The organism is Pseudoflavonifractor sp. An85 (genome assembly GCF_002161235.1).
In the GTDB taxonomy this organism is placed as follows: domain Bacteria; phylum Bacillota; class Clostridia; order Oscillospirales; family Oscillospiraceae; genus Enterenecus.
Genome location: NZ_NFHE01000003.1, coordinates 15,724 through 37,879, shown reverse-complemented (window position 1 = coordinate 37,879; position 22,156 = coordinate 15,724). Strand labels below are relative to the sequence as shown.

At 54.5% G+C, this 22,156-nt stretch carries 20 protein-coding genes and 1 pseudogene; 18 read left to right on the top strand and 3 right to left on the bottom strand.

The window, feature by feature from the left end:
• Nucleotides 1–15 precede the first annotated feature (15 nt).
• The 3 genes from B5G37_RS02515 to gltA all read left to right on the top strand — a co-directional run bounded on the left by B5G37_RS02515 (nt 16) and on the right by gltA (nt 3,551).
• Nucleotides 16–1,224 (top strand): iron-containing alcohol dehydrogenase, encoded by a 1,209-nt coding sequence (locus B5G37_RS02515; protein WP_087253444.1) that lies wholly within the window; start codon nt 16–18, stop codon nt 1,222–1,224.
• Between the two features lie 81 nt (nt 1,225–1,305).
• Entirely contained in the window at nt 1,306–2,148 is an 843-nt protein-coding gene (locus B5G37_RS02510) for a sulfide/dihydroorotate dehydrogenase-like FAD/NAD-binding protein (RefSeq protein WP_087253442.1), read from the top strand.
• 2 nt (nt 2,149–2,150) lie between these two features.
• Entirely contained in the window at nt 2,151–3,551 is a 1,401-nt protein-coding gene (gltA, locus tag B5G37_RS02505; RefSeq protein WP_087253440.1) for an NADPH-dependent glutamate synthase, read from the top strand.
• Nucleotides 3,552–3,586: 35 nt separating this feature from the next.
• Here gltA and B5G37_RS02500 read toward each other — a convergent pair whose 3' ends face one another.
• The 3 genes from B5G37_RS02500 to B5G37_RS02490 are packed head-to-tail and all read right to left on the bottom strand — an operon-like array spanning nt 3,587 to nt 5,787.
• On the bottom strand, nt 3,587–4,423 hold the full coding sequence (locus tag B5G37_RS02500) for a DUF3298 and DUF4163 domain-containing protein (protein ID WP_087253438.1): 837 nt from the start codon (nt 4,421–4,423) through the stop codon (nt 3,587–3,589).
• Nucleotides 4,401–4,916 (bottom strand): sigma-70 family RNA polymerase sigma factor, encoded by a 516-nt coding sequence (locus B5G37_RS02495; RefSeq protein ID WP_087253436.1) that lies wholly within the window; start codon nt 4,914–4,916, stop codon nt 4,401–4,403. The genes B5G37_RS02500 and B5G37_RS02495 overlap by 23 nt, the downstream gene beginning before the upstream one ends.
• A 34-nt stretch (nt 4,917–4,950) precedes the next feature.
• A complete protein-coding gene (locus B5G37_RS02490) occupies nt 4,951–5,787 on the bottom strand; it encodes a GDSL-type esterase/lipase family protein (protein ID WP_087253434.1) in 837 nt (278 codons plus the stop codon).
• Nucleotides 5,788–5,951: 164 nt separating this feature from the next.
• Here B5G37_RS02490 and B5G37_RS02485 point away from each other — a divergent pair, with 164 nt between their 5' ends.
• From B5G37_RS02485 to B5G37_RS02415, 15 genes and pseudogenes are all read left to right on the top strand, one after another.
• Nucleotides 5,952–6,512: an RNA polymerase sigma factor gene (locus B5G37_RS02485; protein WP_158099331.1), complete on the top strand. Its 561-nt coding sequence runs from the start codon at nt 5,952–5,954 to the stop codon at nt 6,510–6,512.
• Nucleotides 6,509–7,396, top strand: coding sequence for a hypothetical protein (locus B5G37_RS02480; protein ID WP_087253430.1), 888 nt, complete (start codon nt 6,509–6,511; stop codon nt 7,394–7,396). The genes B5G37_RS02485 and B5G37_RS02480 overlap by 4 nt, the downstream gene beginning before the upstream one ends.
• An 18-nt stretch (nt 7,397–7,414) precedes the next feature.
• Entirely contained in the window at nt 7,415–8,653 is a 1,239-nt protein-coding gene (locus B5G37_RS02475; protein WP_087253428.1) for a serpin family protein, read from the top strand.
• A gap of 458 nt (nt 8,654–9,111) precedes the next feature.
• Entirely contained in the window at nt 9,112–9,582 is a 471-nt protein-coding gene (locus tag B5G37_RS02470; RefSeq protein WP_087253426.1) for a PTS sugar transporter subunit IIA, read from the top strand.
• Nucleotides 9,583–9,630: 48 nt separating this feature from the next.
• Complete coding sequence (locus B5G37_RS02465; protein WP_087253425.1) at nt 9,631–9,924, top strand: PTS sugar transporter subunit IIB; 294 nt, start codon at nt 9,631–9,633, stop codon at nt 9,922–9,924.
• Nucleotides 9,925–9,963: 39 nt separating this feature from the next.
• The gene (locus B5G37_RS02460; RefSeq protein ID WP_087253423.1) at nt 9,964–11,322 is read left to right on the top strand and encodes a PTS transporter subunit IIC; all 1,359 of its coding nucleotides are present in this window, start codon (nt 9,964–9,966) and stop codon (nt 11,320–11,322) included.
• A gap of 30 nt (nt 11,323–11,352) precedes the next feature.
• Nucleotides 11,353–13,398, top strand: coding sequence for a BglG family transcription antiterminator (locus B5G37_RS02455; RefSeq protein ID WP_087253421.1), 2,046 nt, complete (start codon nt 11,353–11,355; stop codon nt 13,396–13,398).
• A gap of 16 nt (nt 13,399–13,414) precedes the next feature.
• The gene (locus B5G37_RS02450; RefSeq protein ID WP_087253420.1) at nt 13,415–14,083 is read left to right on the top strand and encodes a class II aldolase/adducin family protein; all 669 of its coding nucleotides are present in this window, start codon (nt 13,415–13,417) and stop codon (nt 14,081–14,083) included.
• A 33-nt stretch (nt 14,084–14,116) separates the two neighbouring features.
• Nucleotides 14,117–14,758, top strand: coding sequence for a histidine phosphatase family protein (locus tag B5G37_RS02445; protein WP_087253418.1), 642 nt, complete (start codon nt 14,117–14,119; stop codon nt 14,756–14,758).
• 30 nt (nt 14,759–14,788) lie between these two features.
• Complete coding sequence (locus tag B5G37_RS02440) at nt 14,789–15,796, top strand: dihydroxyacetone kinase subunit DhaK (RefSeq protein WP_087253417.1); 1,008 nt, start codon at nt 14,789–14,791, stop codon at nt 15,794–15,796.
• Nucleotides 15,797–15,811: 15 nt separating this feature from the next.
• Nucleotides 15,812–16,435 (top strand): dihydroxyacetone kinase subunit L, encoded by a 624-nt coding sequence (locus tag B5G37_RS02435; protein ID WP_087253415.1) that lies wholly within the window; start codon nt 15,812–15,814, stop codon nt 16,433–16,435.
• A 208-nt stretch (nt 16,436–16,643) separates the two neighbouring features.
• Nucleotides 16,644–19,322: an ATP-binding protein gene (locus B5G37_RS02430; protein ID WP_087253413.1), complete on the top strand. Its 2,679-nt coding sequence runs from the start codon at nt 16,644–16,646 to the stop codon at nt 19,320–19,322.
• A gap of 130 nt (nt 19,323–19,452) precedes the next feature.
• Nucleotides 19,453–19,557, top strand: a pseudogene (locus tag B5G37_RS15675) (AbrB/MazE/SpoVT family DNA-binding domain-containing protein); the annotation flags it as partial.
• A gap of 209 nt (nt 19,558–19,766) precedes the next feature.
• The gene (locus B5G37_RS02420) at nt 19,767–20,642 is read left to right on the top strand and encodes a Bro-N domain-containing protein (protein ID WP_087253409.1); all 876 of its coding nucleotides are present in this window, start codon (nt 19,767–19,769) and stop codon (nt 20,640–20,642) included.
• A 278-nt stretch (nt 20,643–20,920) separates the two neighbouring features.
• On the top strand, nt 20,921–22,141 hold the full coding sequence (locus B5G37_RS02415) for a YibE/F family protein (protein ID WP_087253407.1): 1,221 nt from the start codon (nt 20,921–20,923) through the stop codon (nt 22,139–22,141).
• Nucleotides 22,142–22,156: the final 15 nt, after the last annotated feature.

Below are 22,156 nucleotides of genomic sequence, written 5' to 3'. Positions count from 1 at the left end.
TGGAGGTATTATTTTATGCGTTTTACACTTCCTCGTGACCTGTATCACGGCAAAGGCTCTCTGGAAGAGCTGAAGAATCTGAAGGGCACCAAGGCTTTTGTGGTCACCGGCGGCGGCAGCATGAAGCGGTTCGGCTTCCTTGCCCGGGTGGAGAATGCCCTGAAGGAAGCGGGCATGGAAGTACATATTTTTGAGGGCGTGGAGCCCGATCCCAGCGTCACCACCGTGATGCGTGGTGCCGAGGAGATGCGCCAGTTCCAGCCCGACTGGATCGTGGCCATCGGCGGCGGCAGCCCCATTGACGCAGCCAAGGCTATGTGGGCCTTCTATGAGTACCCCGATGTCACCTTCGAGGATCTCATCGTCCCCTTCAATTTCCCCACCCTGCGCCAGAAGGCTCACTTCTGCGCCATTCCCTCCACCTCCGGCACCGCCACCGAGGTCACTGCCTTCTCCGTCATCACCGACTATGACAAGGGCATCAAGTACCCCCTGGCCGACTTTAACATTACCCCCGATGTGGCCATCGTGGACCCCGATCTGGCTGAGAAGATGCCTGCCAAGCTTACCGCCCACACCGGTATGGACGCCATGACTCACGCCATCGAGGCCTATGTGTCCACCGTCCACTGTGACTACACCGATCCTCTGGCTCTCCACGCCATCAAGATGATCCACAACGATCTGAAGAAGTCCTATGAGGGTGACATGGATGCCCGTGACCGGATGCACAACGCTCAGTGTCTGGCCGGTATGGCTTTCTCCAACGCTCTGCTGGGCATCGTCCACTCCATGGCCCACAAGACTGGCGCTGTGTTTGAGGGCGGCCACATCATCCACGGCGCTGCCAACGCCATGTACCTGCCCAAGGTCATCCAGTACAACGCCAAGAACGAAGAGGCTGCCCAGCGTTACGCTGACATTGCCCGCTTCATGGGTCTGGAAGGCAGCGACACCAAGTCCCTGGTGGAAGCTCTGGTGGCCGAGCTGCGCCGCATGAACGACGAGTTGAACATTCCCCAGTGCATCCAGCACTACGGTGAGGGCGGCGTGATCGCTGAGACCGGCTTTGTGAGTGAGGAGGAGTTCCTCTCCAAGCTCTCTGAGATCGCCACCAACGCCATCGGCGATGCCTGCACCGGCTCCAACCCCCGTCAGCCTGATCAGGCCGACATGGAGAAGCTGCTGCGCGCCTGCTATTACGACCTGGACGTTGACTTTTAATCCTTTAGCGTGTAAAATAAGGGGAGGGGAAAGTCCCTCCCCTTATTTTGTGTGTGGAATTCCCCAGGGAAGGAGATCATTATGTTTCGAATTGCGGAAAAAACCCCGCTGAACCCCACCGTCACCAAGATGGTCATTGAGGCCCCTCTGGTGGCAAAGAAGGCACAGCCGGGTCAGTTTATCATTGTGCGCCCCTTTGAGGACTCGGAGCGCATTCCCTTGACCATTGCCGATTTTGACCGGGAAGCCGGTACGGTGACCATTATTTTTCAGATTGTGGGCGGCACCACCATGGAGCTCAACCAGCTGGAGGCTGGCCAGTCCGTCCATGACTTTGTGGGCCCCCTGGGTCGCGCCAGTGAATTGGATGGCCTGAAGAAGGTGGCCGTGGTGGGCGGCGGCGTGGGCTGCGCCATTGCTTACCCCACGGCCAAGCGTCTGCACGAGCTGGGCGCTGAGGTGCACTCCATCGTGGGTTTCCGCTCCAAGGATCTGGTGATTCTGGAGCAGGAGTTTGAGGCGGTGTCTGACCACATGGCCAAGATGAGCGATGACGGCACTTGGGGAGAGAAGGGCTTGGTGACCAATGCCCTGGAGGCCCTCATCCAGGCGGGCAACCAGTACGACGAGGTCATTGCCATCGGCCCCCTCATCATGATGAAGTTTGTGTGCAAGCTCACCGAGAAGTACGGTATCAAGACCACTGTGTCCATGAACCCCATCATGATCGACGGCACCGGCATGTGCGGTGGCTGCCGCCTCACCGTGGGCGGTGTGACCAAGTTCGCCTGTGTGGACGGCCCCGACTTTGACGGCCACCAGGTGGACTTTGACGAGGCCATGCACCGGGGTTCCACCTACCGGGAGTTTGAGACCCACGCCCGGGAGGCCTCTTGTAATCTGCTCAACAAGGAGGTGCAGTGAGCATGGCACACCAGATCAACATGGACCCCTGCAAGTGCCCCATGCCCAGCCAGGAGCCCCAGGTGAGAAACCATAACTTTGACGAGGTGGCTCTGGGGTATACCGCGGAAATGGCGGTGAACGAGGCCAAACGCTGCCTGAACTGTAAGAATAAGCCCTGCCAGAGCGGTTGCCCTGTGGGCATTGACATCCCCGCCTTCATTGGCAAGGTGGCAGAGGAGGACTTTGAGGGAGCCTATCAGGTGCTCTCTGCCTCCAGTGCTTTGCCCGCTGTATGTGGTCGTGTCTGCCCCCAGGAGAACCAGTGTGAGGGCAAGTGTGTGCGCGGCATCAAGGGGGAGAGTGTGGGCATTGGCCGTTTGGAGCGGTTTGTGGCTGACTGGCACCGGGAGCATGTGAAAGAGGCCCCTGTCAAGCCCCAGCCCAACGGACACAAAGTGGCCATCATCGGCGCTGGCCCCTCTGGCCTCACCGCTGCCGGCGATCTGGCCAAGCTGGGCTATGAAGTGACCATCTATGAGGCCCTTCATCTGGCTGGTGGCGTGCTGGTGTACGGCATCCCTGAGTTCCGTCTGCCCAAGGCCATTGTCCAGCAGGAGATTGACGGCTTGAAAGCCCTGGGTGTCACCATCGAGACCAACATGGTCATCGGCAAGGTGCTCACCATTGACGAGCTCATGGGCGAGTATGGCTTTGAGGCGGTGTACATCGCCAGCGGCGCAGGTCTGCCCCGGTTTATGGGCATTCCCGGCGAGAGCCTCAAGGGTGTGTACTCTGCCAACGAGTACCTCACCCGTATCAACCTCATGAAGGCCTACCAGCCCGGCAGCAAGACCCCCATCATGCACAGCCACAAGGTGGCCGTGGTGGGCGGCGGCAACGTGGCCATGGATGCCGCCCGCTGCGCCAAGCGCATGGGCGCCGAAGAGGTGTACATCGTCTACCGCCGGGGCATGGAGGAGCTCCCCGCCCGTAAGGAAGAGGTGGAGCACGCCCAGGAGGAGGGCATCATCTTCAAGACCCTCACCAATCCCGTGGAGGTGCTGGGCGACGAGGATGGCCGTGTCCGTGGCATGGCGTGCATCGAGATGGAGCTGGGCGAGCCCGACGCCTCCGGCCGCCGCCGTCCCGTGGAGAAGCCGGACAGCCGCTTTGAGCTGGACGTGGACACCATGATTATGTCCATCGGTACCAGCCCCAACCCCCTCATCCGGTCCACCACCCCCGGTCTGGAGACCAACCGCCACGGCTGCATCGTCACCAACGGGGACGACGGCCTCACCAGCCGAGAGGGCGTGTACGCCGGCGGCGACGCCGTCACCGGTGCTGCCACTGTCATCTTGGCCATGGGTGCGGGTAAACAGGCCGCAGCTGCCATTGACCAGTACATCCAAAACAAATAATGGAAAATCCCCCGGCCACCGGCCGGGGGATTTTTTTACGACGGTTGGGAAATGACGAACTCCGGCCGTCCGGCAGCGCCACAGGCCAGTTCGTATTTGTCAAAGACCACCACAGCCTGTCCGTCCTCGTTGAGATAGAAGCTGCGCTGTTCGGTAATTAGGTCTTCCAGGCTGATGTCTGTCCACAGTTCTCGTCGATCTTCCGGAGACCAAGTGAGAATGGTGTTGCGGATGCTGTCGGCGACAATCTGCTTGTAGTCATTGCCGAACCAGTCTTTGAGGGTGAGCACTTTCTCGCTCTCCAGATCCAGGGTATAATAGTAATCGGTCTGATAGGCGGCGATGGCCGTCTCGTAGTGATAGATGTGCAGCGAGACATACTGTGAGGTGAGGTACTTCACCTCGTAGTCAATGGTGATGCCGATGGGGTGGAAGTCGGCGGGGTCACCCCCTGTGGCCACAAAGGCATCGTAGTACTCCTTGGCCCGGGCTTCGCTCTCATCCAGGCAGTTTTGAATGAGCTGCTGGATGTACAGGTTGACCCGTTGCTCCAACTGGGTTTTGCCGGTGTTTTCGATTTGCGGGATCACAGCGTCAATGTATTTGATCTCGTCCTGGGTGTGATACTCCCGAAAGACAAAGATGCGGCATACATCTCCCACCACCGGCAGGCTGCATGCTCCGGCGGCAAAGGAGGGGGAGAGGTTGAGCAGAAGTACCAGACAGGCGGCCATGGTGGCGGGAACACAGGCTGCCACAGCCTTCCATGGACGACGACGGTGTTTTCCTGTGCCGCATGCAATGGCGTTCTCCACCACATTGGACAGCTGCTGGGGGATCTGGATATTATCATATGGAGAGTGATCGATCATCTTCCATACCTCCCAAGTCTAGTTTCAAAAGCTCCAGTGCTTTGTACAGGCGTGATTTCGTGGTGCTGAGATTGGTGGACGTAATTTCTGCAATGGTGGATAGCTTTAGATCCTCGAAATAGCGTAAAATGATGATGGTTTTCAGCTGAGAAGGCAGCTGATCAATGGCGGAATACAGGTCCAGATAGGTGTCCTGCCCATGAGGCTGGGCAGAGGTTTCCAGCAACTTGTCACCTATATCCGCCAGATAAATGAGACGGGATTTTTTGCGGAAATAGGTCATACACTCGTTGACCAGAATGCGGTAAAACCAGGTGCGTACACATTCCTGGTTGCGCAGGGTATGCTGTTTTTGCAAGGCCTTGACGATGGAGGAGTGGACCAGGTCCAGGGCGTCGTCCTGATTTTTTACATGGGCATAGGCGATGCGGTATAGTTTTTCCTGATTCTCCTGGATAAAGGAGATCAGAGGGGAATCTTGGGTGGCGTCCATAGGCGTAGTTCCTTTCCATGGCCGGAATTCTGCGTTAGGGGGACACGGTATGACAGAGCAGGTAGTCCAGCCACTTCTGACAGTACGAGGGGGAGAGATGGATGCCGTCGGAGGCCGCCTCCTCAGGCAAACATCCCTGGCTGTCTGCCACGGCCTGGGAGACCTGGAGGTAATAGACATCCTTCTCCTGGGTCATATCCGCTAGCATTTGGTTGTACTGGGAGATTTTTTCGTTGGTGATATAGCTGTGGGTTTCGGACACTTTTTGCGTGACGGGGAGAATTTCCTGTACATAGATGATGGCATTGGGGTTGATCTCCCGGATGGTGTCAATGATCTCTTTATACTTTTCGATGAACAGGTCTGGATATGCCCAACCCAGCTCGTTGATGCCCAGCATGATATACACCTTGGAAAACTGGGTGGAGCGCAGGGCATCCATGACCGTGACCATCTGGCCGTTTTGATTGATGACGGGCTTGGTGAATGCCGTGTCCACCATCAGACCTTTGTAGGTGTACCCTGTGGTATTGGTCAGCCCCGTATATAATAACAGACCTTCGGTGCGGGAGTCACCAATAAAAACCGCGTCATCCATATAATTTTCTTCCACAGGGGCGCTTTCCGGCACCGACTGAGAGAAATCCGGGGTGGGAGCCACTGTGGGAGAAGGGGAAGGGGTGGCCGGCTCCTGGGTTTGTACGGGAGTGGGGCTGGGCTGTACATCCTGGTTGGTTTTCTGGGCAAAGCTGCGAGACAGATAGAGCAGGATGAGAACCAGAGCTGCGGCGGCTATGAGGCAGGCCAGAATGGCTTTGACGGGGAGTGTGTCATGGCGCCGTCTTCTGCGACGACGGGGTTGATCGGTCATGGGGATACCTCCAGTGAAACAGGATAAGAACGATGAGAGAATGTTCTGTTAGGATAGACGCATCAGGAGAGAAAAAAGTTGTAGGAAGAAAAAATTTTTTATGTGCAACCAACGCCGGGGATTTTCGGGATATAGGGCGAGGGAGTCAAAGGGAGGTGCACCCTATGGAGGACAAACAAATCGTGGAGTTATTTTGGCAGCGGGACCCGGAGGCCATTGCCCAGAGCCAGGGGAAATACCACTCCTATCTGAGCAAAATTGCCTATAACGTATTATCCGATGAGGAGGATAGCCAAGAGGTGGTCAACGACACCTATTTCAGGGCTTGGAATTCCATACCGCCCCAGCGGCCCAGTCGCTTGTCGGTGTATTTGGGGCGGCTCACCCGCCATGGGGCCATTGACCGGTATCGGAAGCGGACCAGTCAAAAGCGTCAGGGGGATGCCTACACGCTGTGCCTGGAAGAGTTAGAGGCGTGTTGTGGGACGGCCCATGATCCCCAGCAGATCCTGGATGCACAGCAGTTGGCGCAGGCCATCAACCAATTTCTCCACACTCTGAAGCCTCAGACACGGGCTATGTTTTTGGGCCGGTACTATTTCTTCGATTCCCTCAAGGAAGTGGCACGGTACTGTGGGGTAAGCGAGAGCAAAGCCAAGAGCACCTTGTATCGTGTGCGAAAAGACCTGAAAGAATACCTGAAGCAGGAGGGATTTGACCTATGAATGGGGAACAGTTGTTAGATGCTCTGGAACAGGTGGACGAGGAACTGTTGGTGGAGGCGGATCGGGTGCGTCAGAGGAGGAAAAAGGCTCGTTGGCCCTTCATTCCTTTGGCGGCCTGTCTGTGCCTGGTGGTGGCTGGAGCCATGATTGCCCAGCCCTGGCGCAGTGTCCCCCAGAGCAACAGTTTGCCCGGCAAAGCGGAATCCAACCAGGCGGAAACGGAAAATGGGAGTGTGGGGGTGTATGTCCCGCCTATGGAGGTACCAATGGAGGGAGATGCACAAATTGAGGCGGATTTGCTCTCCTTTTTCATTTACCAGGGCCGCCTCTATGTGGAATGCAGCCGAGCCCAAAATGGCGCTGGCTTGGTAGGGGAAAAGTTGGGGACATCCAATGGCCGTATCGACGAGTGGACCCCGGACAGCGGCTATGTGGAGGGCAGCGGCACCGCCTGGGGCGACTTCTACGCCGTCAACGGCTATGACCCTGCCCACCTGCTGTGTATGACCTGGGAGGATGGTACGGTGGCACTGTATTGGAACAACAACGACATCACGGTGGAAACCGCTGGGGATGTGCTGGATGAGGTGTTCCATATGTCTGGCCAAGTGGTCAAGGCCACCATGCGGGGAGCTGACGTGGAGGATGTCGCGGAGATTTCCCGCCTAGATGATCTCAACGCCTGGGTGGAGGAACTGTGCGCCACTCCGGCCCAGTGGGATGGAGATTCTCCTTCTGAGGTTCTGGGATACCTCTACCTGGAAAATCAGGACGGGGTGACCGTGGAGTTGGCCCTACATGAAGGGGGCAAGGCAGGAATCTACGGGCTGGGTGAAGTATCCTTCCAGCTGGATTGGATGCCCCTGACCCACTGGAAGGCGTGACGGGGAAAGGAGAAGAAGATGAAAGGAATGCAGCGTATGGCAGCGGGGGTGTTGGCCGCGTGCTGCCTGCCTCTGAGCGGCTGTGGAAGTCCCAAAGTAAGTGACCAGATGGAAGGGGTGAAGGCTCAACCGCTGACCTTGGCCCAGACCACCCAAGAGGAGTGGAATCATGTGGCAGACTTTGGGGTGAGACTGCTGCAGGAGACCATGGCAGAGGGGGAGAGTACCCTCATTTCCCCTTTGTCCGTGTTGTGTGCCCTGGCCATGACGGCCAATGGGGCCAAAGGGGAGACGTTGGCCCAGATGGAGCAGGTGCTGGGTGCGCCTGTGGATCGGCTCAATCAGGCGGTCCACGCCCTGATGGGAGAGGAGAGCGAGACCCTCCACCTGGCCAATTCTGTCTGGTTTACGCAACAGGAGTCTTTCACCGTCAATCAGGATTTTCTCCAGACCAATGCCAACTACTATGGGGCTGGGGTATATGAAGCTCCCTTTGATGCCTCTACCGTGAAAGCCATCAACCGCTGGGTGAAGGAGGAGACCCATGGGATGATTGGGGAGATCTTAGACGAAATTCCTCCGGATACTGTGATGTATTTGGTCAACGCCTTGGCGTTTGAGGCGGAGTGGGATCAAGTCTACACCAAATCGGATGTACAGTCGGGGACCTTTACCACCCATACCGGAGATACGCAGAGTGTGGAGCTGATGTACAGCCACGAGGGAATCTTTTTACAGGATGAACAGACCAAGGGGTTTGTGAAACCTTATGCAGGGGGGAAATACGCCTTTGTGGCTCTGTTGCCGGAGGAGGGGGTATCGGTGGAGGCGTATGTGGACAGCCTTACGGGAGAACGTCTGAGAGAGATTCTGCAACAGGGGCAGGAGACCACAGTGAAGGCGGCCATCCCCAAATTTGAGTGCGGCTCGGATGTCCAACTTACCCAAGCTCTGGAGAATATGGGCATGACGTTAGCCTTTCACGGGGATCAGGCAGATTTGTCTGGGATAGGCACCTATGCCGGTGGAAATTTGTTTGTCAATCGGGTGCTCCACAAGACCTATATTTCCGTGGCTGAGCAGGGAACCCGAGCAGGGGCCGCCACGGTGGTGGAGGTCAACGGGGAGGGGGCCATGGACCCCGGACAGATGCAAGAGGTCATTTTGAACCGGCCCTTCGTCTACCTGCTGGTGGATCTGGAACACCAGATGCCTCTGTTTTTAGGCACTGTGATGGCGGTGAAATCAGGGGCTTGAAGCATCTGGATGGTGAAAATTCCCTCCAAGCCAGGACCAATGGAACATAGAAAAATATCGGTGAGGTACACAGGCGATGAGGCGTGTACCTCACCTGTTTTTGTGTGATACGTATATAGAAAATCGGGCCAAGCCTATGGGAAAATGAGGACATGACAATGCATCTTTGGGCTCTTCTGACCAGGCAAGGCGAGAAAGCTGATGTGTCGGAGAATGTTTGTTAAAAACGAAAAATATATAAAAATAGAAGGAATGAAAAAGAAATAAGTACACAAGAAAGATGTCGAATTTTATGGAAAATTCATTGAAAAAAGATTGAGTACAATTTTGCACACCGGTCTCCATGTAAATTGTGCCAAAATAGACTTGGAAAAATGGGAGGACTATACTACAATTTACACATACAAAGCATGTGCACGTGCCAAGCGATACGACAGAGAGGAGTGTTGGGAGAACGTATGAAAAAAGACATGATTTTTAAAGAACTGATCCAGCTGGATTGGGAGGTTAAGGATCAGGGAGAGTTCTTCGACAAGATGGTGGACAAGCTGTATGACCTGGGCTTTGTCAAGGATACATACAAGGAGGCCATCAAGGTTCGCGAGGCCAACTATCCCACGGCCCTTCCTGTAGAGCCGTATCCGGTGGCTATCCCCCACGCGGAGATTCAGCATCTCAACAAGCCCTTCATCGCCTGCACCAGATTGAAAAATCCGGTGGACTGGTGTGAAATGGGTACGGACGACGTGATCCATCCAGTGAAATTTGTATTTATGCTGGGCTTCATGAAGTCGGACGAGCACATCGACCTGCTGCAGGTGCTGATGGAGAACTTCCAGAATCCGGAGCTGATGAAACAGCTGCTGGAGGCTAAGACGGAAGAAGAGTATTACAACATTGTGTGTGGAATGGAAGGCATGGACATCTGACCCTGTGTGTCGGTCATGCATTCAAAAATAAAAAAGGAGGAGTCAATCATGGCAGTACGAGTGGTTGTAGCATGTGGTAGTGGGGTGGCAACATCTCAGACTGTGGCCAGTAAGGTCAACCGTATGCTCAAGGAAAAGGGCGTGGACGCCGCGGTGGAGGCGGTGGATCTGAAGTCTGTGGACCGTTACATTGACGGCAGCGCAGCTTATATCACCATCGTGAAGAACACCAAAGAGTATCCCATTCCCGTCATCAATGGCATTGCCTTCCTGACAGGTGTAGGCAAGGACAAGGAGTTTGAGAAGCTGTTGAAAGCCATTGAGGACTTTAAGGTCCGTTAACGATTGTTTGCTTGAAAGACGAATAAGGAGGAAACTTGTATGCAATATTTGGCGAGTATTGTTAACTTTCTCTTAGGCCTCGGAGCCGCTGTATTTGTCCCCATCATCATCATCATCGCTGGTTTGATCGTCCGCATGAAGGTCAAGGACGCCATTTCTTCCGGTATCACCCTGGGCGTTGCCTTTACCGGCATGACCATGCTGATCAACTTCATGACCGGCGCCATTACCCCCGCTGCTGAGGCCATGTTGGAAACCACCGGCATCAGCCTTCCCATCACCGACGGTGGCTGGACCACCATGTCCACCATTTCCTGGTCTTGGCCCTATGCCTTCCTGATGTTCCCCCTGGTCATCGTCATCAACATCATCATGCTGGTGCTGAAGAAGACCGACACCTTTAACGCTGACCTTTGGAACGTTTGGGGCAAGATCTTTACCGCTGTGGCCGCTTACTACATCACCAACAGCGTCATCATTGCCTTCATCATCGCCGGTATCCAGGTGATCTTCGAGCTCAAGAGCGCTGACTTCCATCAGCACCGCGTGGAGAAGATGTCCGGCATCCCTGGCGTTACTTGCACCCACAAGATGTGCTTCCTGGCCGCTCCCATGTACCCCGTGGACTGGGTGCTGCGCAAGATCCCCGCTCTGAACAAGTCCTTCAACGCCAGCGATCTGAAGGATAAGGTTGGTATCTTTGCTGAGAACCACATCCTGGGCTTCATTCTGGGCGTGCTCTTCGGTCTGTTGGCCCGCTATGATGTGGCTGGCATCCTGACCCTGGGCGTGCAGTGCGCCACCGCTCTGACTCTGTTCCCCGTGATCTCCAAGTACTTCATGCAGGCTCTGGAGCCCATCTCCAACGCCGTGTCCGAGTTCATGCAGACCAAGTTCTCCGACCGCGATCTGTACGTCGGTCTGGACTGGCCCTTCCTGGGCGGCGCCAACGAGATCTGGCTGGCCGTTATCTGGACCGTGCCCGTGACCCTGATTATGGCCTTCTTCCTGCCCGGCAACCAGATTCTGCCCTTCGCCGGCATCATCAACATCGCTATCGCCGTGCCCGCTTACTTTGTCACCAAGGGCAACGTGATTCGTATGCTCATCCTGTGCGTGATCTTCGAGCCCGCCTTCCTGTGGGTCGGTACCGCATTCGCTCCCTTCATGACCGAACTGGCCAACACCACCAAGGCTGTGGAGCTGGCTGCTGGTCAGATGATCTCCTGCTCCAGCATTGATGGCCCCATCCAGACCTATGCTTTCTCTCACGTGATGCAGTTTATGGATGGTAACTTCATTCCTCTGGGCATCCTGGTGGTGTGGGTGGTCTGCTTCGTGTTCTACGCCAAGAGCCTGATCAAGGAGAAGAAGGAAGACGAGGCTCTGGCCAAGTAATTTCATTACCCCTTACCTCGGGAGATAATCATGGAAATTGGAAATCGTAACTTTTTAATTCTCAAAGACATCATTGAACATGGAGATACGATTACCGGGAAGGAGCTGGAAGACAAGTTCCACCTTTCACGTAAGCAACTCAGCTATGGTCTGGGGAAGATCAACCAGTTCCTTCGTGAACATGATTACCCCGAGATTACGCGGCTTGCCAACGGGAAGATGAATGTCCCCAGCCAGTTGGAGGATGTATTGGACCAGGATTGGTTCGAGGGGGAGAATCAGGAACTCTGGTTTTCCAAGGAAGAACGGGTGGATATCATCCGCCTCATGGTTCTAACCGCCAAGGAAGAACTATCGCTGCAACATTTTGTTTCCGAGCTGAAGGTCAGCCGAAACACGGTGCTCACCGACCTGAAGAAGGTGGATTCCGAGCTGAAAAGCGGTGGGTTGACCCTGAACTACGGACGGAAGACCGGTTACTGTGTGATCGGATCGGAATATGATAAGCGGCAGATGATCTTCGTGGTGCTCAACCGCCTGCTCATGCAATACCGGCACAGTTTTCTGGCAAGAAAACTGTGCCGGATCTCCCGGGAAGACGTACAAAGCGCAAAGAATATGCTTTTGGAAATCGAAGGCGAATTGCAAGTGCGGTTTGCCGGAGAGATGATCGAAAGTAACAGCTGCTTCTTTGCCATCGTCTTCGATCGGATCACACATGGTTTGGTGCTCGATGAGATTCCTGACAGCTTCCGACATGTTGCCGGAACCAAAGAGTATTCTGTTATGCGGATGTTGGCGGATCAGCGCAACGTCCAAAATGCCTTTGAAATCATGTACCTGACGGCGCATGTGCAAAGTATGAAGGTAGAGGCCGTTCCCATGGGAAGGGACATGGACGAGACGTTGGAAATTCAGGAAGCGGTGGAAGAGACCATTCAGAATTATGAACGGCTGTCCTGTGTCAACATCCGGGAGCGGGAGGAACTGAAGAAACTGCTGATCCACCACTGTGAGCCGGCTCTGTATCGGATTCGGTATGACTTCCATGTGGGACTGGACATCACAGACTATATCCTTCCGGCCTATCAGGATCTCCACAATCTGGTCCGCAAGTCGGTGGCACCGCTGGAGCGTTTGGCTGGAAAGAAGATCCCGGAAAAGGAACTGGCATATATCTCCTTGATCATCGGAACCTACGTGACCAAGGAGGGGCAGCTGGAAGGTGGGAGTACCCGCCCGGAGGCTGTGGTGGTCTGTCAAAACGGGATTACGGTATCCCGGTTTCTCCAGTCTTCCCTGACGGAGATGTTTCCTGAAATTCAATTTACCAAATGTATGTCCGCAGACCAGTTTGGTAAATTCCAAGAACCTTTTGATATGGTGTTCTCCACCATCCCCCTGAAGACAGAGAAGAAGCTCTTTGTGGTGGAACCTCTGATGAACGACAAGCAGCGAAAAACGTTGCGGGAGACGGTGGTGAAGGTACTGCGGGAGAAAGGTGTCATGCTCTCCCAGCAGGACCTGATTATGCACCTGGTGCGAAAGCACACCAGCCCCAACCTGTATCATAAGCTCTGCATGGAACTTGAGGCGTATACCTCGCCCCAGGCCCAAGGGGAGTTTGTGGAGGATCGGAGCGAGCTCCACCTCAAACAGCTGCTGTTGGGGATGAATGTTCGGGTGGCTGAGGCAAAAATGGGCTGGAAAGAGGCCATCGAGTTTGCGGCTATGCCGCTGCTCTATGACGGTGCCATTTCCATCCCCTATGTCCAGGCCATCATCAGCAACATTGTGGAAAAAAGACCCCATTTGGAAGTAGCCGAAGGAGTCATCATTGCCCACGCAGGCGTGGACCAAGGGGTCAACGACGTGGGAATGTCCATCTTGGTGTTTCCAGAACCCATTGAGATTTACGATTATATCCAAGCTCAAGTGATCGTGGTTCTGGCCACACCCGATTATGAGAGTCATCTTCCGGCACTGAACGAGTTGATCGAAATTCTGGAAGATGAAGAGAAGGTAGCCAAAATCAAGCAGGCCAAAGAGCCTGGAGACATTTTACAATTACTGTGATTAGGAGGAGAGAGCCATGCTCGAAACTTTGAAAAAGGATGTATGTGCCATTGCTAAGCGCGCTCAGAAGGATGGCCTGTGCAAGCATAAGTCTGGTAACTTCAGCGCCCGTGATCCTGAGACCGGTTATGTGGTCATCACTCCCACCAGCGTGGATCGTGAGCTGCTGACCCCCAGAGATATGGTGGTCATGGACTTGGATGCCAACGTTCTGGAGAACCTGTCCGGCTTTAAGCCCACCAGCGAGTCCCTGATGCACCTGATGATTTATCGTCAGAAGCCCGACGCCGTGGCCATTGCCCACACCCACTCCGCCTTTGCCACCACCTTCGCTCTGCTCAACAAGCCCATTCCCGCCATCGTCTACGAGGTGGCCAATCTGGGTCTGAGCAAGGCAAGAATTCCTGTGGCTCCCTATGGCCGTCCCGGCACTCCCGACCTGGCCAACAGCGTCATCGAGAGCTGCAAGGAGGCCGACTGCTTCCTGCTGGAGAAGCACGGCGCCGTGGCTGTGGACAACCGTGACATCTACGAGGCCTATCTGAAGGCCGCTTATATCGAGGAGCTGGCCGAGCTGTATCACCACGCCCTCACCGCCAACAATGGCAAGGAGCCCGACTGCTTCCCCCAGGAGGAGCTGCAGAAGTGGGAGTACCCCGCTGAGATCAAGTTCCCCAACAAGTAAATAAATCCAAACTTTGGAAAGGAATCAGAGAACTTGAAGATTTATCTGATCAGACATGGGCGACAGTGTGATACCCGCTGTAACGTAGATGTCGCCCTTTCAGAAGCAGGATTTCGTCAGGCAGACCTCGTGGGGCTGCGTATGAAAGACTGGGGTATTCAGAAGGTATACTCCAGTGATATGATCCGTGCCCGTCAAACGGCGGAGACCGCCAACAAGCACTGGAATGTGGAGCATGAGATTGTACCTCAGTTTCGGGAGTTGAATTTTGGCGATATGGAAGGCTACGAGACCAACGAGCTCAACACCATATTCGCAGACTTCAAAGCCCGGCAGGATCTGATGGTGGAGGATCTGCGCCACCCAGGCGGAGAGTCGGCGGGAGATCTGGTGGCCCGGGGCATGCCAGCGTTGCAGAAGGTGGCAGAAAGCGGATTGGAGTGTGTGGCCATTGCTACCCACGGAGTATGGATTCGCGCCATTGTCTGCCATGTGCTGGGCATCGACTTGGCCAAGTGGAAGTTGCTGGGTACCACCTTTGAGAACGGGAGCATTACCCAGTTGGATTATCATCCTGAGACCGGACGTTTTACGTTGGAGCGGTTCAATGATTTTGCACACCTGGAACCCTACCCGGAGTTGTTGCGAAAGGCATGGGGAGTTAACGAAAACTAAACCAGATGGCAAGACGTTTAGGAGGACACTATGAGAAAAATCATCAACAGTGCGGATACATTCGTACAGGACACCATGGAAGGCATCATTGCCGCTTATGGTGATAAGGTTAAGCTTTTGAACGACGATTTCCGGGTCCTGCTGTCCAATTATCCCACCCAGGACGGCAAGGTGGGTATCGTCACCGCCGGTGGCAGCGGCCACCTGCCGGTGTTCCTGGGCTATGTGGGCAAGGGCCTGCTGGACGGCTGCGCCGTGGGCGAGGTGTTTGCCTCTCCCGCCTCGGAGAAGATGGCGGACATGATCCGAGCCTGTGACCGGGGCAACGGCGTTCTGTGCCTGTTCGGCAATTACAATGGCGACATTTTCAATTTCCGTATGGCCTGTGACGAGGTGGAGTTTGACGACATCGAGACCCGTCAGGTTCTGGTTCGGGATGACGTGGCCAGCTCCCCCAAGGAGAACGCGGACAAGCGCCGCGGCGTGGCTGGCATGGTGTACGCCTTCAAGGTGGCGGGTGCCGCTGCCGATAAGATGATGAGTCTGGACGAGGTGGCCGCTGTGGCGGAGAAGGCTCTGGCCAATATCCGCACCATGGGCGTGGCTCTGTCTCCCTGCATCGTACCCAAGGTGGGCAAGCCCACCTTCACCATTGCCGATGACGAGATCGAGATCGGCATGGGCATCCACGGTGAGGCTGGCATTGAGGTCAAGAAGATGATGACTGCCGACGAGATCGCCGAGACCCTGGTGAGCACCATCACCAAGGACATGCCTCTGAGCAGTGGCGACGAGGTCTCCGTTATGGTCAACGGCCTGGGTGGCACCCCCATGGAAGAGCAGCTGATCGTGTATCGCAGAGTCCATCAGCTCCTGAAGGATATGGGCGTGACCGTGGTTATGCCTCACATCGGCGAGTACGCCACCTCCATGGAAATGGCCGGCCTGTCTGTGACCATTTTCAAGCTGGATGCTGAGCTGAAGGAGCTGCTCCAGGCTCCCGCCGAGAGCCCCTTCTACACCAATTCCAATAAGTGAATAGGGCGGTGCGCTATGAACAAAGAATCGGTAAAAGGAATCATTTCCGCCATCAGCGCGGAGATTGCACAAAATCGTGACTATCTGGTGGAACTGGATCAGGTCAACGGCGACGGCGATCTGGGCATTTCCATGGACGACGGCTACAAGGCAGTCGTGGAGTTTTTGAAGACCGCCGAGGAGACCGATCTGGGCAAGCTGATCTTGGCTTGCGGCAAGGTGTTCAACGCCTCTGCCCCCTCTTCTCTGGGCACCATCACCGCCTTTGGTTTTATGGGTATTGCCAAGGCTCTGAAGGGCAAGGAAGAGGCCACCTTTGAGGAGGCTGCCGCTGCGGTGAAGGCCGGTGTGGAGAACATCATGGCCAAGGCTGGGTCTCAGCCCGGTCAAAAGACCATCATTGATGCCATCTATCCCGGCGCAGAGGCCCTGGTAGCCAATGCTCAGGACCCCGCTGCGGCGGTGGAGGCTGCGGCCAAGGCAGCTGCCGATGGCTCGGAGGCCACCAAGCAGATGAAGGCCGTGCATGGCCGCGCCGCCTACTCCGCAGAGCGGAGCATCGGCATTCTGGATGGCGGCTCTGTGGTGGGCATGCTCATCTTCAAGGGTATCAAGGAGTACTATACGGCCAACCACTGATGTGGGATGATTGATATTGCACAAGAAAAGCGGAGGAGATCGGGACACCGATCTCCTCCGCTTTTTTCATAGGAAAACATAAGTGTAAATGCGGGCATATGCTGTGATTTGCACAGGCTTTTTCCATATGTTACAATACAAATAGTTAGACAGAATCTGAGAAAGAAACCTGCGGGACAAATGGCAGCGACGGGAGAGAGGGAATGTTATGTACTGTACAGATCATTTGGTTGACGTTATTTCCGATGACATCTATGCCCAGACACGCATCTTCAATCTTGTGGGTGAAAAGGGTGTGGGAAAAAGTCACATGGTGGCAGAGCTGATGGAGGAGCGAAGAAAGAGGGGAGCTCCTTGTGGGTATTTGGACTTTGAGGAGTACAAGGGTGTGGGCAAACACACGACGCTGAACGCGCTCTATCAGATCTGCGATTATTTGACCATCAAACATGGTATGGCACTGACCAAGTTTGAAATTGTGGATGAAGTCAACAGTGAGCGGTGGGGCAAGATCCCGTATTGCCAGCGAAAGAAAGAGGTGGTGGCTTCTGCCATCGACCAGGCCTCTGACCTGTCCGAACTGGTGGTAGATGTGATTTCAGAATTTCGAGATCTGCCTTATGTGGGGGTGGGGATCAGTCTGTTTCAGCGGGCCTCCAAGCTTGCCTATGCGGTCTATCATAGCCACTCGCCAGCCTATCAGTCTTATAAAGAATTTCGGACCGCATGTCGGAACATGAGCGATTCGGAACTGATGCAGCAGCTTCCTCTTTCTTTGGCCAGCGATGTGGAACGTGAAGCAAAGGGAGATTGTCTGGGCCACTCGATTCTGGTGGTGGTGGACAATGTTCCGGCAGAGTCTATTCATTACGGTTGGCTGGACGCTTTGATTTCCCATACGGAACACGTCACCTGGGTCTTTGTCTCCCACACACCCATTCACTACACCAACTGTCCTGTGGTGACCATTCCCATCCAGCCCATGGACAAAGAGCAACTGAAAATCTATCTTGAGGGGAAACAGAAAGGCTGGACAGAGTGTGTGGTGGACGTCCTGTTCCGGATCAGCCATGGACTTCCTCTGCGTGTGGAGCGCATGTTGGAGTATGCCGCACAGAAGGGCGGAGAGCGGGAGATTGACTGGGAACAGATGGAGAAGTTGGGGTACCAAAGCATTGCCCGGGAGTCCCTGAATGGCCTGTCCCTGCATGAGAAGGAGATTCTCTTTCAGCTGAATTTTGCCCAGAGCTTTGATGAAGATCTCTTTTCCCGCATGTTTCCAGGGCGACTGTTCGGCCTTTATCGAAATTGGTTCCGATCTTCCTTGTTTTCTGAGATGGAACCCGGGCGATACAAGGTGCAACCAGCGCTCAAAGAGGAAATTGCAGCCTACATGCGTCAACTGGATGGTGATTTGGAGCGCGTGTGCCGAGAGAAGTTGTATCGTGCAGAATACGCATGGTTTCAGGAGTTGGATGTCTCTTCCCCGTGTGACATGTCCCAATGCGACTATCACTTACGCAATTTGCTGGCCTATGGGATGGATCAGCCATCCCCAGATGGGTATGCCCGTGACCTCATAGGACTGAGAGGGATTTTGTTGGAATTGGGGTATACCACGGAGTATTGCGATACCCTTGCGGGATTGGCGGATCGCGTTGGCAAATCGGTTCGCATTGCTGTGTACCGAGAAATGGCCATGATTTATCTGGGAATCTCTCAGTTTGAGGAATCCCGGGGTGCCATTCAACAAGGGATGAAGCTTCTGAAGCAGCACGATGCGGAGAACTGGATCACATTTTCCTTTATCCTCATGGAATTGGAGTATATCAGTCCATCGGATGAACAAAATGCCGTTCAACACTGTGTGGACATTGCAGAACAACTGCTGGATGTTTTAAAGAAAAATATGGAGAAGATCCCCTTTAAGCACTACATCAACAGCATGGTCAAGACCCATCTGTATTTGGCGAAGGCTTATATCGTCAAAAATGAGTACGAGAAAGGGGCTTCACATGCCCAATATGTGTTGGACCTGTGTGCTAAGCCAGAGTTGTGCAGCGTCCTTGCGCTCCATGCCAGCTACGCCAAAGCGCAGGAGTACATGGGGGAAATTCACAGTATGAAAGGCGAGCAGGAAGCGGCTTTGAACTGCTATCGCAGCGCAGTCAAAAATTATGGTGTGGCAGAGGTTGTACAACCCTATTGGGATGCCTCCTTCTGTTTGAATGTGGGCATGATCTATAAGCGAATGGGAGAGGCCTGTCTGGACTTGGCCAAGGAGCAGAGCGAAAGGGAGCGACGAGGCGACTTGGAGGCGGAGGCTTTGACCAGCATGGATCATGCGTGGAAGAAGTACAAGGAAGTGCGCACCAAGCACCCAGAACTGGCAGATACGTATTGCAAAATTGGTTTTGCCTGCAATACCCTATTGGAGTATTTCTGGTCCACGGACGATCATGGGGCTGATGTGGAGAAATATCTGGAGCAGGGCCATGAAAATTTGCAAATGGCATTTCAGATGCTTGGCGGGAGCCAAACAAATCGCGAGTTGGCCAACATTGCCTGTACCTTGAACCGTCTGGAGGGGTGTTATTTTGCCAGAATCGGGCAGGATGCACGAGCCCAGGAGGCTTTTGCTCAAAGTGAAACGTGGGGACGCACTGCCATCTCTGTGGCGCCCAGGCATCCCTATGGTTATTTGGTTTTGGCCGAGTGCTGTCTGGCGCTGGGGAGGTTTTTGCAAGATGAAGGGAAGCAATCGGATGGAATATTGACGCTGCAAGAGGGATTGAAGCAGATCCGTATTGCCAAAGAATACGCCGGAAATAGTAACCGGCACTTTCAGTCTGTGGAGGATCAGCTTCTTTGCCGTCTCAACGGTTGATGGAGCATCATAGCGTTTCGAGAGAGATGGAAAACTGTGCATAACTGCCTGGAAATTGCCCATAATAATGGACAAAACAGGTAATAACTTGTAAGACCTGTAACTTTTCAAATACAGAGGAGTGGCAAGGATGAAAGCAACCGGCATTGTGCGCAGAATTGACGACTTAGGTCGTGTGGTGATACCGAAGGAAATCCGAAGAACCATGCGTATTCGAGAGGGTGACCCGTCACAGACAACATGGACACGGTGGGAAATGTTCTGCTTCGGAATGCTGAATCTGGCAAAACGGACTGGCATCGATGGTACATCATGACGAAACCTGTGGGCTCTACCGTGGGAATCCGGGAGGGGGTCTAGAGGGTATATATACCAGGGAAACACCCTGGATTTTCCACAGACGTTATGATAAAATGAAAAACACAACCGTGGAGGTACATACACATGGATGAGAAGATGCAGAACGATCAAATCCAACTTTTTGAGGATCAGCGCATTCGCACCGCTTGGGATGCCCAGCAGGAGGAGTGGTACTTCTCTGTGGTGGACGTGGTGGGGGTACTTACAGACAGCAAAGACCCTACGGCCTATTGGCGCAAGCTGAAGCAACGCCTGAAAGAGGAGGGGAATCAAACCGTGACAAATTGTCACGGTTTGAAGATGACTGCAGCGGACGGAAAAAAACGAATGACCGATGTGGCCAACACCGAGCAGCTTCTGCGCATCATCCAGTCCATCCCGTCCCCCAAGGCAGAGCCGTTCAAGGTGTGGCTGGCCCAGGTGGGCCGGGAGCGAATCGAGGAGACCATCGACCCGGAACAGGCCATTGACCGGGCTTTGGAGACTTACCTGAAAAAGGGGTACTCGGAAGAATGGGTGCATCAGCGTCTGTTGTCCATCCGCATTCGCAACGAGCTCACCGATGAGTGGCAGAAGCGTGGCGTGGAAAAGGGGCGGGAATATGCCATTCTCACCGACGAGATTTCCCGTGCCTGGTCTGGGATGACCACCAGGCAGTACAAGCAGCTCAAGGGGCTGAAGAAAGAGAACCTACGGGACAACATGAGCGATTTGGAGCTGGTGCTCAATATGTTGGCCGAGGCATCCACCACCAGCATCTCCCGGTCGGAGCAACCCCAGGGGCTGGAGGAAAACCGTAAGGTGGCCCAACGGGGCGGCCGCATTGCCGGAAATGCCCGCAAGGAATTGGAGCAGGAGACCGGCGGGCCGGTGGTGACCCATGAGAACGCCCACACCCTCCAGGCTTTGATCACTGGTGTGGTGGAGGACGCGGCAGAATGGACAGAAGAAAAAACATAAAAATAGTGCAGGTGACAAGGAAGGATACCCTGCCAAAAGAAAGTAAACTGTGACAATATTTCACGCTTTGAACATCGGAGCAGCCTGGTTGCCTGTGCAACTGGGCTGCTTGTATTTTGTGTAAAATCAGGAGTATGGCATTCGGGGAGAAGAATGGTGTGTTTACCTTTGCTTTACCGAAAACACCTGAAACCGTGGTGGAACGTGGGGAAAATCAGATGATATACTGATGGACGGAATTCGGACGGGACACGTCAACAAGGAGAGAATATATCAATATGTCAGGGAAACAACAGACCATACAGGCCAGAGAAACTCCACAGTGCGGCAGAGATGAGCAGGCACACAATCGGGCTCATCTGCTGCCTCGTATTTTTTTAGGGGTGATGGTGCTGGCGCTGCTGGTGGCAGCGGGGGTGTGGCTCAACCGCCCGGTGAGCGGCCAGCCCACAGCGTCCAGCCAGCTGGTGTTTGTACCGGCCAAGGTGACGGCGGTGCTGGAGGACGATGCTGCCCCCGACTGGAAGCAGGGTGAGGGTCGCCGTGTGGGTACCCAGGAGCTGGAGATTCAGCTGCTCTCGGGGAGCCATAAGGGGGAAGTGCTGCCATTGACCAACTACCTCAGTGCACTGTTCAACGTGGATGTGCAGGAGGGGGATCGGGTTATTGTACGTCTCATCACCCAGGAAGACGGCTCCTACTATGCTGCTATGTTCAACTATGACCGAGGCTTTGTGATGGGGGGCGCACTGCTCATTTTCTGTGCCGTATTGGTGATTCTGGGGGGCAAAAAGGGCCTGAGAGCCTTGCTGGGGCTGGTATTTACCCTGCTGTGTCTGTGGTGTTTGCTTTTGCCCGGTCTCGTTCGTGGTCTACCCGCCATACCTCTCACCATTGGCATCGTGGCGGTGACTGCAGTGGCCTCTCTGGTGTTGTTGGATGGGCTGACCCGGAAATGCCTGTGTGCCAGTCTGGGCTGTGTGTGCGGGGTGTCTGTGGCCGGACTGTTTGCCTGGATGGCGGGGATGATCACGCCGCTGAATGGATTTAACATGACTGAGGCAGAGAATCTGATGCTCTACGGCAGCGAGTATGGACTGACCATCCAGGGGCTGCTGGTGTGTGGGGTGCTGGTGGCAGCCCTGGGGGCTGTGATGGATGTGGCCATGTCCATTGCCTCAGCGGTGTGGGAGCTGCGGGAGCAAAATCATGATCTTTCGGCGCAGGCTCTCTTCCGCTCCGGCATGAACATTGGCCGGGACGCCATGGGAACCATGGCTAATACACTGATTTTGGCTTTTGCTGGCTCCTCCTTCAATATGTTATTGCTCATCCAGGTCTATGATATCCCATTTCTTCAGTTGGTGAATACGGATTTTCTGTGTATTGAGGTGCTACAGAGTGTGGCAGGCTCCCTGGGCATCCTGTTGACAGTTCCTCTGGTGGCAGGCATCAGTGCCTATTTGATGTCCCGCCCGTCCAGAGTTCTTGATAGATGAAACCTCATGAGAGAA